This window comes from Brevundimonas sp. UBA7664 (assembly GCF_002483305.1).
In the GTDB taxonomy this organism is placed as follows: domain Bacteria; phylum Pseudomonadota; class Alphaproteobacteria; order Caulobacterales; family Caulobacteraceae; genus Brevundimonas.
Genome location: NZ_DLHQ01000050.1, coordinates 88,143 through 99,898, shown reverse-complemented (window position 1 = coordinate 99,898; position 11,756 = coordinate 88,143). Strand labels below are relative to the sequence as shown.

At 68.4% G+C, this 11,756-nt stretch carries 15 protein-coding genes and 1 tRNA gene; 10 read left to right on the top strand and 6 right to left on the bottom strand.

Annotated elements, in window-relative coordinates; translation table 11 throughout:
• Positions 1–735: DMT family transporter (locus B2742_RS12125; protein ID WP_292066611.1), on the top strand; the 735-nt coding region annotated here is incomplete at its 5' end.
• Positions 736–756: 21 nt separating this feature from the next.
• On the opposite strand, the gene B2742_RS12120 is transcribed toward B2742_RS12125, so the two are convergent.
• The 4 genes from B2742_RS12120 to B2742_RS12105 all read right to left on the bottom strand — a co-directional run bounded on the left by B2742_RS12120 (position 757) and on the right by B2742_RS12105 (position 3,863).
• Positions 757–1,512 (bottom strand): MotE family protein, encoded by a 756-nt coding sequence (locus B2742_RS12120; RefSeq protein ID WP_292066609.1) that lies wholly within the window; start codon positions 1,510–1,512, stop codon positions 757–759.
• A gap of 67 nt (positions 1,513–1,579) precedes the next feature.
• Complete coding sequence (locus B2742_RS12115; RefSeq protein WP_292066606.1) at positions 1,580–2,125, bottom strand: DUF6468 domain-containing protein; 546 nt, start codon at positions 2,123–2,125, stop codon at positions 1,580–1,582.
• Positions 2,125–3,207, bottom strand: a complete 1,083-nt coding sequence (gene fliM / locus B2742_RS12110) for a flagellar motor switch protein FliM (RefSeq protein WP_414633064.1) — start codon at positions 3,205–3,207, stop codon at positions 2,125–2,127. Before fliM ends, B2742_RS12115 begins: the two co-directional genes overlap by 1 nt.
• Positions 3,208–3,209: 2 nt before the next feature.
• Positions 3,210–3,863 (bottom strand): flagellar basal body-associated FliL family protein, encoded by a 654-nt coding sequence (locus tag B2742_RS12105; protein ID WP_292066604.1) that lies wholly within the window; start codon positions 3,861–3,863, stop codon positions 3,210–3,212.
• A gap of 176 nt (positions 3,864–4,039) precedes the next feature.
• Here B2742_RS12105 and flgF point away from each other — a divergent pair, with 176 nt between their 5' ends.
• The 8 genes from flgF to B2742_RS12065 all read left to right on the top strand — a co-directional run bounded on the left by flgF (position 4,040) and on the right by B2742_RS12065 (position 10,396).
• A complete protein-coding gene (gene flgF, locus B2742_RS12100; RefSeq protein WP_292066601.1) occupies positions 4,040–4,774 on the top strand; it encodes a flagellar basal-body rod protein FlgF in 735 nt (244 codons plus the stop codon).
• A gap of 16 nt (positions 4,775–4,790) precedes the next feature.
• On the top strand, positions 4,791–5,579 hold the full coding sequence (gene flgG / locus B2742_RS12095; RefSeq protein WP_292066598.1) for a flagellar basal-body rod protein FlgG: 789 nt from the start codon (positions 4,791–4,793) through the stop codon (positions 5,577–5,579).
• A complete protein-coding gene (locus tag B2742_RS12090; RefSeq protein ID WP_292066596.1) occupies positions 5,576–6,181 on the top strand; it encodes a flagella basal body P-ring formation protein FlgA in 606 nt (201 codons plus the stop codon). The genes flgG and B2742_RS12090 overlap by 4 nt, the downstream gene beginning before the upstream one ends.
• A 14-nt stretch (positions 6,182–6,195) precedes the next feature.
• The gene (flgH, locus tag B2742_RS12085; protein ID WP_292066594.1) at positions 6,196–6,930 is read left to right on the top strand and encodes a flagellar basal body L-ring protein FlgH; all 735 of its coding nucleotides are present in this window, start codon (positions 6,196–6,198) and stop codon (positions 6,928–6,930) included.
• 149 nt (positions 6,931–7,079) lie between these two features.
• Complete coding sequence (locus tag B2742_RS12080; protein ID WP_292066591.1) at positions 7,080–7,547, top strand: hypothetical protein; 468 nt, start codon at positions 7,080–7,082, stop codon at positions 7,545–7,547.
• Between the two features lie 38 nt (positions 7,548–7,585).
• Positions 7,586–8,014, top strand: coding sequence for a hypothetical protein (locus B2742_RS12075; protein ID WP_292066589.1), 429 nt, complete (start codon positions 7,586–7,588; stop codon positions 8,012–8,014).
• 122 nt (positions 8,015–8,136) lie between these two features.
• Positions 8,137–8,547 (top strand): hypothetical protein, encoded by a 411-nt coding sequence (locus B2742_RS12070; protein ID WP_292066587.1) that lies wholly within the window; start codon positions 8,137–8,139, stop codon positions 8,545–8,547.
• A gap of 49 nt (positions 8,548–8,596) precedes the next feature.
• The gene (locus B2742_RS12065; protein ID WP_292066585.1) at positions 8,597–10,396 is read left to right on the top strand and encodes a DUF885 domain-containing protein; all 1,800 of its coding nucleotides are present in this window, start codon (positions 8,597–8,599) and stop codon (positions 10,394–10,396) included.
• On the opposite strand, the gene B2742_RS12060 is transcribed toward B2742_RS12065, so the two are convergent.
• On the bottom strand, positions 10,393–10,734 hold the full coding sequence (locus B2742_RS12060; RefSeq protein ID WP_292066582.1) for an MmcQ/YjbR family DNA-binding protein: 342 nt from the start codon (positions 10,732–10,734) through the stop codon (positions 10,393–10,395). The two genes, B2742_RS12065 and B2742_RS12060, sit on opposite strands and share 4 nt — an antisense overlap.
• A 2-nt stretch (positions 10,735–10,736) precedes the next feature.
• On the bottom strand, positions 10,737–11,387 hold the full coding sequence (msrA, locus tag B2742_RS12055) for a peptide-methionine (S)-S-oxide reductase MsrA (protein ID WP_292066581.1): 651 nt from the start codon (positions 11,385–11,387) through the stop codon (positions 10,737–10,739).
• A 148-nt stretch (positions 11,388–11,535) separates the two neighbouring features.
• Here msrA and B2742_RS12050 point away from each other — a divergent pair.
• Positions 11,536–11,625, top strand: a tRNA-Ser gene (locus B2742_RS12050).
• Positions 11,626–11,756 lie beyond the last annotated feature (131 nt).

Sequence of the window (11,756 nt, the reverse complement as noted above, 5' to 3'; positions counted from 1 at the left end):
CACGGCAGCGGACTGCTCAAGACCGCCAAGCTGCCGCTGTATGTGTTCCGCTCGGCCATCGGCATCGTCTCGATGCTCTGCGGCTTCTGGGCGATCGTGAACCTGCCGCTGGCGCAGGCGGTTTCGCTGTCCTACTCGACGCCGCTGTTCGTGACCATCGGCGCGGTCCTGGTGCTGGGGGAAGTCGTGCGTGCGCGACGCTGGACCGCGGTCGCGCTGGGTTTCGTCGGTGTGGTCCTGATCCTGCGGCCGGGTGCGGAGTTCAGCCCCGGGGTGCTGGTAGCGCTGCTGGCGGCGGCGCTGAGCGCGGCGGTGGCGATCAGCATCAAGTTCCTTTCGCGCACCGAAAAGCCGGACGCGATCGTGCTCTACACCACCCTGTTGTGGGTGCCGATGTCACTGCTGCCGGCCCTGTGGGTGTGGGAGAACCCGCAGGGCATCACCTGGCTGTGGATCGTGCTGGCAGGGTTCTTCGGCACGGCCGGCCACATGTGCTGGGCGCGCGCGCTGAAGCTCGGCGAGGCATCGATGCTGACGCCAATCAGCTTCCTGCAGGTGCCGATCGTCGCCGCTGCCGGCTACCTGCTGTTCGAGGAGTACCTCGACGCCTGGATCGTTGCCGGCGCCGCCATCATCTTCTTCGCCAACGCCTACATCGCTCACCGCGAAGCGCAGCTGGCGCGCCGCGCGGTGACCGACCCCGAGATCGCGCGGGAACCACCGGCGCCGCGCTGAGCCCGACGCAAGGCGCCTGTGTCAGTGCGGTGCGTACAGGAACAGCGCGATCAAGGCAGCAGCAATGCCGGCGGCCGCCAGGATCAACCAGCCGAAGTTGAAGCTGCGCGGCGGCTCCGCCAAGGCCGCCGCCGCGGCGGCGGACGCGGCGGCGGCGCGGGCGGCCAGCTGCTGGCGCGCCTCGAACCGACGGGACAGCTTCTCCGTCAGGCTGCGGGCGGCGGCGGGATCCATCTGGGCCATGATGGCGGCCAGCGACCGCGGTCGCATGGCGGCGGCGACCGGCAGACGGACATCATCGTCGAGGGTGGCGAAGACGCGGGCCGCCTCGCGGGGACGCATGGCGGAATAGACGGCCACCATCCGGTCGTTCTCGGCCTTCTCCTGCTCGCTGACCTGGCCCAACAGGACCCGGACCTCGGCCTTCACGGCCTCCAGCGCCGCCACCCGGGCGTCCAGCTTCTGTTCGGCCGTGGCCAGCAGCGGCAGCATCGAGGCCAGATCGGCGTCGCGGGCGTCCAGCTCGGTGCGGCGGCCGGCCAGCGACTGCAGGATGCGCAGCTCGGCCGGTGAAATACCCGCCTGCTGGGCCAGTTGCTCGGGCGTCAGGGCGCAGATCGCGGCGGCCGGAGCGGCAGCGGCGGCGGCGGGCGCGGCTTCCTCGGCCCACGCCTTCGCGCCGTCGAACAGGCCGGGCGCGACGCCGACGGCGCGAACCAGGACCACCCCGCCGATGGCGACGGCGATCAGGGGCAGCAGGCGGGGAATCTTGCTCATGATCGGCTACTCGAATAGGCCCCAAAACCGCCCGGCGACGCGCGCCGGGCACAGGGCGAGAAAAGGCTCAGGCGGCGAAGAGGTCTTCGTCCAGATTGCGGCGCGTCTGGTTGAGACTTTGCTTCGCAGCCTGGTTAGCGGTCCGTCCGGCGGTCAGGGCGCCGAGGATGGCGGCGACGGGGGCGGCCGCGCGATTGGCCGGCGCCATGCCCTGGATGCGTTCCGCCAGCGCCGCCATGCGCAGGGCGCGTTCGTCGTCAGCAGTCACGGCGACGGGGGCCGCCGGGGCGGAGACCAGCGTCGGCTTCGGAACATCCCGCACCGGGGCCCTCGGGGTGTCCGGTCCCCGGGCGATCAGCGATTCCAGCTGCGCCCTGACTTCACGCGCCTTGACGATGCGGTCGTGCAGCAGGTCCGTCTCGTGGCCGGAGGCGCGCAGACTGGCCAACGCCGACTCGGCCCGGCCCGCCGCGGTGTTGAGCTCGGTGACGGCGGTCGCGAAGGCCTGTTGGCCGGCGCGCAGGGCCGACAGCTTCTTTTCCAGCCGCACGCCGTAGCCGAGCGCGGCCACCAGCAACAGCATGAGTACGCCGTCGAGGATCATTCCGGTCATCAGCGTCTTCCCTTGGTCAGACTGGTGGCGGCCTCGACGCTGATCGGCGCCTCGATCCGCACGGCGATATGCTGGCCCTTGCGGCCCATCTTGCCGGTCGTCACCGGAATGGAGCCGCAGCGGACCGAGATGTCCGAATCGGGCGTGGCGTTGAGCATCAGGGTGTCGCCGACCTTCAGATCGAGCACCTTGGAGAGTGGCAGCTGCTGCTCGTCCAGCACGGCCCGGACCTCGGTTTCCGTGGTCCAGAGTTCGGTGGCCAGGTGGCCTTCCCAGATGTTGTCGCGGCCGAATTTCTCACCCATGAACTGCTGCAGCAGCATCTTCCGGATGGGCTCCAGCGTGGCGTAGGGCAGCAGCAGTTCGATACGCCCGCCCCGGTCCTCCATGTCGATGCGCAGCTTGACCAGGATGGCGGCGTTGGCCGGGCGGGCGATGGCGGCGAAGCGCGGGTTGGTCTCCAGCCGGTCGAGGCTGAAATGCACCGGCGTCAGGGGCTCGAAGGCGGCGCGGGCGTCGGCCAGCACGACCTCGACCATCCGCTGGACCAGCACCCGCTCGATCGTGGTGTAGGGCCGGCCCTCGATGCGCAGGGCCGCCGTGCCGCGGCGTCCGCCCAGCAGCACGTCGACGATCGAATAGATCAGGTTGGAATCGACCGTCAGCAGACCGTAGTTGTCCAGCTCCTCGGCCCGGAACACCGCCAGGATGGCCGGCAGGGGGATGGAGTTGAGATAGTCGCCGAACCGGATCGAGGAGATGTTGTCGAGGCTGACCTCGACGTTGTCCGAGGTGAAGTTGCGCAGCGACGTCGTCATCAACCGCACCAGGCGGTCGAAGACGATCTCGAGCATCGGCAGGCGCTCGTAGGACACCAGGGCCGAGTTGATGATGGCGCGGATGCCCGACCGCTCGCCGTCATCGCCCTCGCCCATGTCGAAGCCCAGCAGGCTGTCGATCTCGTCCTGGTTCAGAACCCGTTCGGAGAGCGTGGCCGAACGGGCTTCCCCATCCGTATCCATCGCCGGATCGGCTGCTTCCGCGAACGGGTCGGCGCTGTCGGCGAAAGCCGCGTCGGTCATGCCTACTGCACCAGCATTTCTTCGATCAGAACGGCGTCGACCTTGCCCGGGGCCGCGATCAGATTGACCCGTCGGAGGATTTCGGCGCGGAGCTGGAAACTGCCGGCTGAACCGGCAAGGTCCTCAGGGCGCAGTTCGCGCAGGAAGCCCTGGAACATGTCCTGCATTCGCGGCATCTCGGCCTGCAGCTGCTCGGCCACATGGGCGTCGTGGGTCTCCAAGGTGAGCTTCAGCTTCAGGAAGGTCGGACGGCCGTCCGGCGCCTGGATGTTCACCACCATGTCAGGCAGGGTCAGGAAGGTGACGCCGTCCGGCCCCTCGGCGATGACGCCCAAAGCCGGATCGGCCGGACCGTCGGCGGCGCCATGTCCCCCGCTCTTCTTTTCGGCCTTCTTCTCATGACCGCCCTTCTTCTCGGCGCCGTGACCGTCCTCTTCCGTCGAGGCCGGCTTGGGCTGCATCATGAAGAAGGCCGCGCCGCCGCCACCGCCCAGCACGACCAGCGCGGCCGGAATGACGATGAACAGCAGGGGCAGCTTCTTTTTCTTCGGCGCGCCCTCTTCGCCCTCGGCAGGGGGCGCGTCGGAAACGGCGGGCAGGTTGCCGGCATCGTCCCCGCCTTCCTTTGGGCCCTTCTTCTTGCCGAATTTGAACATGGAACGTGCCCCGAGAATCTCTCGGTCCATACGAACGTTTTTTGGTTAACGAGCCGCTAAGAACCGGCAAATCCTGCCGGGTGAGACGGTGGGAAATCCCGGCCAGAAGCCCGCCGGCAATGGATTAACCCTGTTGGCACGACCATTGCGAGGGGATGGGCGAAAGGAGCCGCCCCGTGGAAAACGCCGCCTATGTCGGACTGTCACGCCAGATGACGCTGCGCCGCGAGCTCGACATCGTGGCCAACAACATCGCCAATGCGGACACCACCGGCTTCAAGGTCGAACAACTGCTGCTCGGCGCCGAGATCGGCGAGCGGGCCCGCAACGCCTTCATCCGGCCGGGCGTCAGCTTCGTGCTGGATAACGGCGTCGGCCGCGACTACGGCCAGGCGGCGCTGGAACAGACCAGCCGTGATCTGGACTTCGCCATCGAGGGCGAAGGCGCCTTCTTCAAGCTGAACGACGGCGCCGGCGAGGCCTATACCCGCGACGGCGCCTTCACCCTCGACCCCGAAGGCCGGCTGACCACCCAGGGCGGCGCGGCCGTGCAGGGCGACGGCGGCGACATCATTCTGGACCGCTCGCTGGGCGAACCCGCCGTGGCCGCGGATGGCACGATCAGCCAGAACGGCGAGCCGGTCGGCCGGCTGTCGGTGGTTCGCTTCGATACCCTGGCCGCGCTCGAAAAAGGCGGCGACGGCCTGTACCGCAACGCCTCCAACGCCGTCGCCATCGAGGCCACGGACGCCCGCGTGCGTCAGGGCATGCTGGAAGGCTCCAACGTCAATCCGATCCTCGAGATCACCAATCTGATCGAGATCCAGCGCGCCTACGAGAGCGTGACGCGGATGATCGAGAACGCCAACGACCTGTCCCGCCGCTCGGTCGAGCGGCTGGGCCGGGCATAGAAAGGGAGACTGAGACATGCGCGCGCTCAGAACCGCTGCCTCGGGCATGGCCGCCCAGCAGCTGAACGTCGAGGTCATCTCGAACAACATCGCCAACATGAACACCGTCGGCTTCAAGCGGCAGCGGGCCGAATTCCAGGATCTGCTGTACCAGAACGTCGAACGCATGGGCGCGCAGTCGTCGAGCCAGGGCACAGTGGTCCCGACCGGCATCCAGATCGGCGCGGGGGTCAAGGCCGGCAGCGTCTATCGCATCACCGACCAGGGATCTCCCACCCAGACCGGCGGCAGCTATGACGTCGCCATCGACGGACGCGGCTATTTCCAGGTGCTGCTGCCGTCCGGCGAGACCGCCTTCACCCGGGCCGGCAATTTCGCGCTCAACGGCGAGGGCCAGCTGGTCACCGACGACGGCTATGCGGTGCAGCCGAACATCTCGATCCCGCAGGACGCCGTGGACGTGACCATTTCCAAATCGGGCCAGGTCCAGGTGATCACCGCAGGCCAGACCGAGCCGTCGATCGTCGGCCAGCTCGAGCTGGCCAGCTTCTTCAACGAGGCAGGGCTGGAAGCGATCGGCGACAACCTGCTGATGGAGACGGCTGCCTCGGGCGCGGCCAATGTCGGCACGCCCGGCGACGTCGGCTTCGGCCAGCTGCTGCACGGCTACACCGAGGCGTCGAACGTGGACGCGGTGGCCGAGATCAGTGCCTTGATCATCGCCCAGCGCGCCTACGAAATGAACTCCAAGGTCATCACCACTGCCGACCAGATGCTGTCGGTCAGCGCGCAGGTGAAATCGTGAGGTCCCTGATCCTCGGCGCGATCGCCGCCCTGCTGACGGCGGGCGCCGCCACGGCCGGCCCGGTGACCCTGAAGGCCAATCCGGTCGACAGCGACGGACGCGTGACCCTGGGCGACGTGTTCGACGGCGCTGGCGCGGCCTCGGATGTCGTGATCGGCTCGCGCGCAGGCCCCTCCATCGTCTTCGAGGCCGGGCAGCTTCAGAGTCTGGCGCGCCAGTCCGGACTCGACTGGGCAAATCCGGCCGGGTTGCGCCGGGTGGTGGTGCGTAGCACCGCGGCGGCGCCATCCGCGGCCTCCCCTGCCCCGCCATCCTCTGCCGCCGCCGACCAGGCGCCTGTCAGCGCCGCCCCTCCGCGGTCTGTCCGGGCCGCCTATGCCGACCGTGTCATCAGCCGCAACGACATGGTCGAGGTCGCCTATGAGGTGGGCGGCGTCCGCCTGACCATCACCGGCCGCGCCGAGGGCAATGCCGCCGCCGGCCAACGTCTGGCGGTTCGCAATCTGCAGTCCGGCCGCACCATCGACACCGTGGCCATCGGCCCCGGTCAGGCTCTCGCCGGCCAGGAAGCCCGCGCCTCCCAGCAACTCACCGCCCGATAGAGAGATACAGGTCCATGCGTACCGTTCTGATCGTCACCGCTGCGGCCCTTTCGCTTGGCGCCTGCTCCACCGCCATGGAGGCCGTGCGCGGTCCGGAACTGGCCCCGATCGGCTACCCGGCCGCCCTGATACCGACCAGCCAGACCTACCTGCCGTCGCCGGAGCAGCAACATGCCGACCGCGCCGCCAGCGCCAACAGCCTGTGGCGTACCGGCGCCCGGACCTTCTTCGGCGACCAGCGCGCGCGCCGCATCGGCGATATCGTCACGGTCAATATCGATATCGACGACCGCGCCCAGACCCAGAACTCCACGGCCCGCAGTCGGTCCAACGACATCTCGGGCGGGATCAGTAATTTCTTCGGCCTCGAGAACAGCCTCGGCCGGGCCTTCCCCGGCGGCTTCGATCCGCAAAACCTGGTCGGGCTGGAGGGCGAATCGAACTCGAACGGGACCGGTTCGGTGAACCGCTCCGAAAAGGTCAGCCTGACCATAGCGGCGGTCGTCACCGACGTGATGGCCAACGGCAATCTGGTCATCCAGGGTCGGCAGGAAGTGCGCACCAACCGGGAGGTCCGCGAACTGACCGTCGCCGGCATCGTGCGGCCCGAGGACATCAGTTCGGCCAACACCATCGCCCACACCCAGATCGCCGAGGCTCGCATCAGCTATGGTGGCCGCGGCGATATCAGCCGGATCCAGGGCGCGCCCGCGGCGCAGTCGCTGGTGGAGCGCTTCAGCCCCTTCTAGGCGGCGCTTCGCCTCAGTCAGGGGAAAAGGGCCGTTCGCCGAACGCGCGATAAATTCGCCACACGTCGGGATGCGGTCAGGGGCGTCCAAGCGGAGCCGTGAACCGTTAACGGGATGTGGCGTTTCGGAACCAGACGAGAAGGTTCCTCATGCTGAAGATCGCCATTCCCGCCGTAGCCGCCCTCGGGCTCATCGCCTTCGCTGCCCGCTCGCAGGCGACGGATGCGGATGCGCATGTCGGCCTGGCTCCGATGGGCTGGCACCTGAGCCAGGAAGGTTCGCTGGCGAAACTCGCCTATGGCGTGGCCAACTCCGATCAACTGGCCCTGATGATGACCTGCGAGCCGGGACAGGCCCGGGCGACGGTCTATGGCGACGTCCAGCCGGCGAGCCGGCGCCTGATCAAGGCATCGATGTCGGCGGCGATTGATCCGCTCAGCGGCGGCATGGTTGACGAGACGCGGATCTCGGTGCGCGATCCGGCCATGCAGCAGCTGGCCCGAAGCGGCAAACTGGCGGTCACGGCCGAGGCCGGACAGTTCGAACTGTCCGCCACCCCGGACGAGCGCCGCCTAATCGGCGACTTTTTCGCCTATTGCGGTTCCGACCGCGTCTGACCACAACAGTGGACGGACCAATCGGTGGGGGCTGAGCCATGATCGCCTTGTTCATCATCGCGGCCCTGGCCACGCAGACTTCGCCGCCGGAACCCGCTTGGACGTGGACGCTGTATGCCGACACAACGCCCGTGGTGCTCGCCAATGAAGTGCCCGACACCGCCAGTCTGCGCGCCACCCTTGAGTGTGATCCGGGAACCAGTGTGGCTCTGGTGAGCCTCTATGGCGGCGCGCCGCTGACGGGGATGGCGCGGGTCACCGCCGGCGAGGCGTCCGCCGTCGCCGAGGCGGAGACGGCGCGGGCCGGCGCTTCCAAGCTCGCCCTGCGGACTGACCACCCGGTGTTCGCGGCTTTTACGGTGGACGGAAAGCTGGCGATCGCGGTCGGCGATGAGCGCCGCCCGGTCGAGGTTCCCGCCGCGCACCTTGCCAAGCTGCGCCGCTTCGCGGAACTGTGCTCTGGCTGATCGGCTGAACCGATCGGGAGAGGTCGATGCACGCGCGAGTCCTGATTGTTCTAACCGGCCTGTCGCTTGGCGCAGCAGCCTGCGCCACGGTAGAGGCTCCGACGACGACGCCTCCGGAGGCTGTGAGCAGCGCGCCCGCGCCGGTCGATGGCTACGACTGGTTCTACCATCTGGACGATGGCGAGGCCCGGCTGGTCTATGGACTGGCCGAGAGCGATGACCTCCGACTGGGCCTCGATTGCCGGGCGGGCAGCGGGCGGCTGATGTTGAGCGCGATCGGAGGGCCGGAAGCGAAGCCCGAGATCCTTGTCGAGGCCGGCGGCGAAACCGAACGATTCCCGGCCCTGTCCGAACCGTCCGAACTGCACGACGGCGTCCTGCTCACCGCCGCCGCCGCCGCGGCCGCCCCCGTGTTCCAGCGCTTCCGCCGGCTGGGCTGGATGGCCCTGTGGCAGGACGGGGAGCGTGAGGCCTACGCGCCCCATCCTGAATCCCGACCCAATATCGAGCGGTTCTTCGCCTTCTGCGGTTGACGCGACGCCGCCGCTCCGGTGCAGTCCCGCCCGACCTGGGAGGGACCTCATGAAGTTCGTCATCGCCGCCGGCGCCATCGCCCTGTTCGCCGCCGCCGGTTCACCCGTCACGGCCCAGACGACCCCGCCCACCGCCGTGCGGAATGCCGAGAACCCCGCGCTGGCCTCGGTTCTCGCCGACTATGAAACTTGGCTCCGTTCGGTGGAGCCGGTCACGGCAGGCATGGAAGGCGACCGCGCCGCCCTGTCGCGCCTGTCCGACGCCTCGCGGGCCTTCGAGGAGGCGCAGGAACCGGTGCTGAAGGGCTTCGCTGACCGTCTGGCGGCGATCGACCCCGACGGTTTGAGCGACGATGACCGGCTGAACCACGCCTTCATGGCGTACGTCGTTCAGCGGTCGCGCGCCCGCATCCCGCTCGACACCGGCCGCATCGAGGCCTTCAACTCCGAAGGCGGGCCCGGCCAGGGTCTGGCCTATGTCGCCAGCATCACCCGTATCGCCAGCGCCGCCGACGCCGAGGCCTGGATCGCCCGGCTGGAAGCCATGCCCAAGGTCTATGCCGACCAGTTGGCCAACGCCCAGCGGGGCCTCGACACCGGCCTGGTCCAACCCCGCTCCATCGTCGAGAACGCCCTCACCCTGATCGAGCCCGAGGCGGCGCTCGACCCGGGGGCTGACCCCCTGTTGCGGCCGTTCGCGACCCTGCCGGCCTCAATCCCCGCAGCACAGCAGGCGGCCCTGCGCGAACGCGCCGCCCGGGTCGTGGCCGACGGAGTCATGCCGCAGCGGCGCGAATGGGCGCGTTTCCTGCGCGAAGACTATCTGCCCCGCGCGCCCGAGACCCTCGGCCTGGTCCACAGGCCTGGCGGGCGTGAACTGTACGCCTGGTTGGTCCGCGGCTTCACCACCACCGAGCTGACGCCGGACGAGGTTCACGCCATCGGCCAGCAGGAGGTCGCCCGCATCCGCGCCCGCATGGACACCGAGTTGCGCGCCGCCGGCTGGACCGGCGATTTCGCGTCCTTCCTCACCTTTCTGCGGACCGACCCCCAATTCTACGCCAGCACGCGCGAACAGCTGCTGGAGAAGGCCTCGGAAATGGCCAAGCGCGCCGACGACGGCCTGCCGGCCCTGTTCGGGACCCTGCCCCGCCTGCCCTATGGCGTGCGCCCGGTGCCGCGCGAGATCGAAGCCAACTACACCACCGGCCGCTACAACGGCGGCTCGCTGGAGAACGGCGTCGCCGGCGGCTATATGGTCAACACCTCCAGCCTCGACCAGCGTGGCCTGTACGAGCTGCCGGCCCTGACCCTGCACGAGGCGGTGCCTGGCCACCATCTGCAGATCGCCCTGCAGCAGGAGGCCGAGGCGGGCCCCTATTTCCGCCGCAGCGTCGACGTCACCGCCTTCGTCGAGGGCTGGGGTCTGTACGCCGAATTCCTCGGCGAGGAGATGGGCTTCTACCGCACCCCCTATGAGCGGTTCGGCCGCCTCAGCTACGAGATGTGGCGCGCCTGCCGGCTGGTGTCGGACACCGGCATTCACTGGATGGGCTGGGACATCGAACAGGCCCGCGCCTGTTTCCGCGACAACTCGGCCCTCGCCCCGCTGAACATAGAGACCGAACTGCAGCGCTACATCGGCTGGCCCGGCCAGGCCACGGCCTACAAGATCGGCGAGATCCGCCTGCGCGCGATCCGGACGCGGGCTCAGGCCGAACTGGGCGACCGTTTCGACGTGCGCCGGTTCCACGACGCCCTGCTGGTCGACGGCCCCCTGCCCATGGCCCTGCTGGATGAGCGGATGGACCGCTGGATCGCGGAGGAGAAGGCGCGGCCCACGGACTAGAGGCCCAGCGCCGCCCGCGCCTTCTTCGTCAGTTTCGACGCCACGATGCCGTGGGCGATGAACAGATGTTCGGCCAGCTCCTCATCGGCCCAGTCGTCGATCTGCGGCAGGTTCACCCACCGGTTCCGCGCCATATAGGGCGCAGGGCGGGCGTGACCGCTTTCGGTCAGCACCTCATAGGCGATGTCGGAAACCTTGAACGAGATGCCGCCGCGCTCGCCGACCATGCAGAACATCTTGCCGCCCACGCGGTAGGCGTCATGGTGGTCCCCGAACGGATGGTCCAGCCTCGCGGCGGGCAGCGCCAGGCAGACCCTGCCGACCCCGCCGCGATCCATGATCAGGCCTCCACGCCCACACCGATCGGACAGACGACGCCGGTTCCGCCAATCCCGCAGTAGCCGGCCGGATTCTTGGCCAGATAGCCCTGGTGATAGTCCTCGGCGAAATAGTAGGGACCGGCGGGCGCGATCTCCGTCGTGATCGTCCCCCGGCCCGCCTTGGCCAGCGCGGCCTGGTAGGCGTCGCGCGACGCCTCCGCCTCGGCCTTCTGGGCGTCGTCCAGCCAGTAGATCGCCGACCGGTAGGTGGTGCCGACGTCATTGCCCTGGCGCATGCCCTGGGTCGGATCGTGGTTCTCCCAAAAGGCCTTCAACAGGTCGCCGTAGCGGATCTCGTGCGGATTGAAGACCACCTGCACGACCTCGGCGTGGCCGGTCTTGCCGGTGCAGGTTTCCTCATAGGTCGGGTTGGGCGTGATTCCGCCGGAATAGCCGACCGACGTCACCCAGACCCCGGGCAGCTGCCAGAAAATGCGCTCCACCCCCCAGAAACAGCCCATGCCGAACATCGCGGTCTCGAACCCCTCCGGATGCGGCCCCTTCAAGGGTCGGCCGGAGACGTAGTGGACCTCATCGGTGGGCAGGGGCGAGGATCGGCCCGGCAGGGCCTCGGCGGCGGTCGGCAGGTCGGGGGATTTCTGGAACAACATGGCGGGAACTCTCTTGGGCCGCGGTGGGTCGGACGATCAATCCTCCATATGGGGCGCCATCCGCCGCTTGCCGAGGGGGGCGCGTTGTTCTATCAGCCTCGCCTCCCGCCGGATCGACCTCCGGCGGCTTCACGCGCGTCGTGGAAACGGACAGGTGGCGGAGTGGTCGATCGCGCACGCTTGGAAAGCGTGTGTAGGTGAAAGCCTACCGAGGGTTCGAATCCCTCTCTGTCCGCCACGCACCCGGCCTAATTTTGCTCTTATAACTCAGCTATTTAGGACCGCCCTCCGCCGGCACTTCAAACTCATCCGGATTTTTCGCAATCCTGGAATCTGCGCCTAAGTCCCAATTCCACGAACCGACCTTCT

Excerpts from the sequence above, each read along its gene's own strand:
- B2742_RS12120 (WP_292066609.1), bottom strand. The coding sequence starts at position 1,512 with ATGAGCAAGATTCCCCGCCTGCTGCCCCTGATCGCCGTCGCCATCGGC.
- B2742_RS12115 (WP_292066606.1), bottom strand. The coding sequence starts at position 2,125 with ATGACCGGAATGATCCTCGACGGCGTACTCATGCTGTTGCTGGTGGCC.
- fliM (WP_414633064.1), bottom strand. The coding sequence starts at position 3,207 with ATGACCGACGCGGCTTTCGCCGACAGCGCCGACCCGTTCGCGGAAGCA.
- B2742_RS12105 (WP_292066604.1), bottom strand. The coding sequence starts at position 3,863 with ATGTTCAAATTCGGCAAGAAGAAGGGCCCAAAGGAAGGCGGGGACGAT.
- flgG (WP_292066598.1), top strand. The coding sequence starts at position 4,791 with ATGCGCGCGCTCAGAACCGCTGCCTCGGGCATGGCCGCCCAGCAGCTG.
- flgH (WP_292066594.1), top strand. The coding sequence starts at position 6,196 with ATGCGTACCGTTCTGATCGTCACCGCTGCGGCCCTTTCGCTTGGCGCC.
- B2742_RS12080 (WP_292066591.1), top strand. The coding sequence starts at position 7,080 with ATGCTGAAGATCGCCATTCCCGCCGTAGCCGCCCTCGGGCTCATCGCC.
- B2742_RS12075 (WP_292066589.1), top strand. The coding sequence starts at position 7,586 with ATGATCGCCTTGTTCATCATCGCGGCCCTGGCCACGCAGACTTCGCCG.
- B2742_RS12065 (WP_292066585.1), top strand. The coding sequence starts at position 8,597 with ATGAAGTTCGTCATCGCCGCCGGCGCCATCGCCCTGTTCGCCGCCGCC.
- B2742_RS12060 (WP_292066582.1), bottom strand. The coding sequence starts at position 10,734 with ATGGATCGCGGCGGGGTCGGCAGGGTCTGCCTGGCGCTGCCCGCCGCG.
- msrA (WP_292066581.1), bottom strand. The coding sequence starts at position 11,387 with ATGTTGTTCCAGAAATCCCCCGACCTGCCGACCGCCGCCGAGGCCCTG.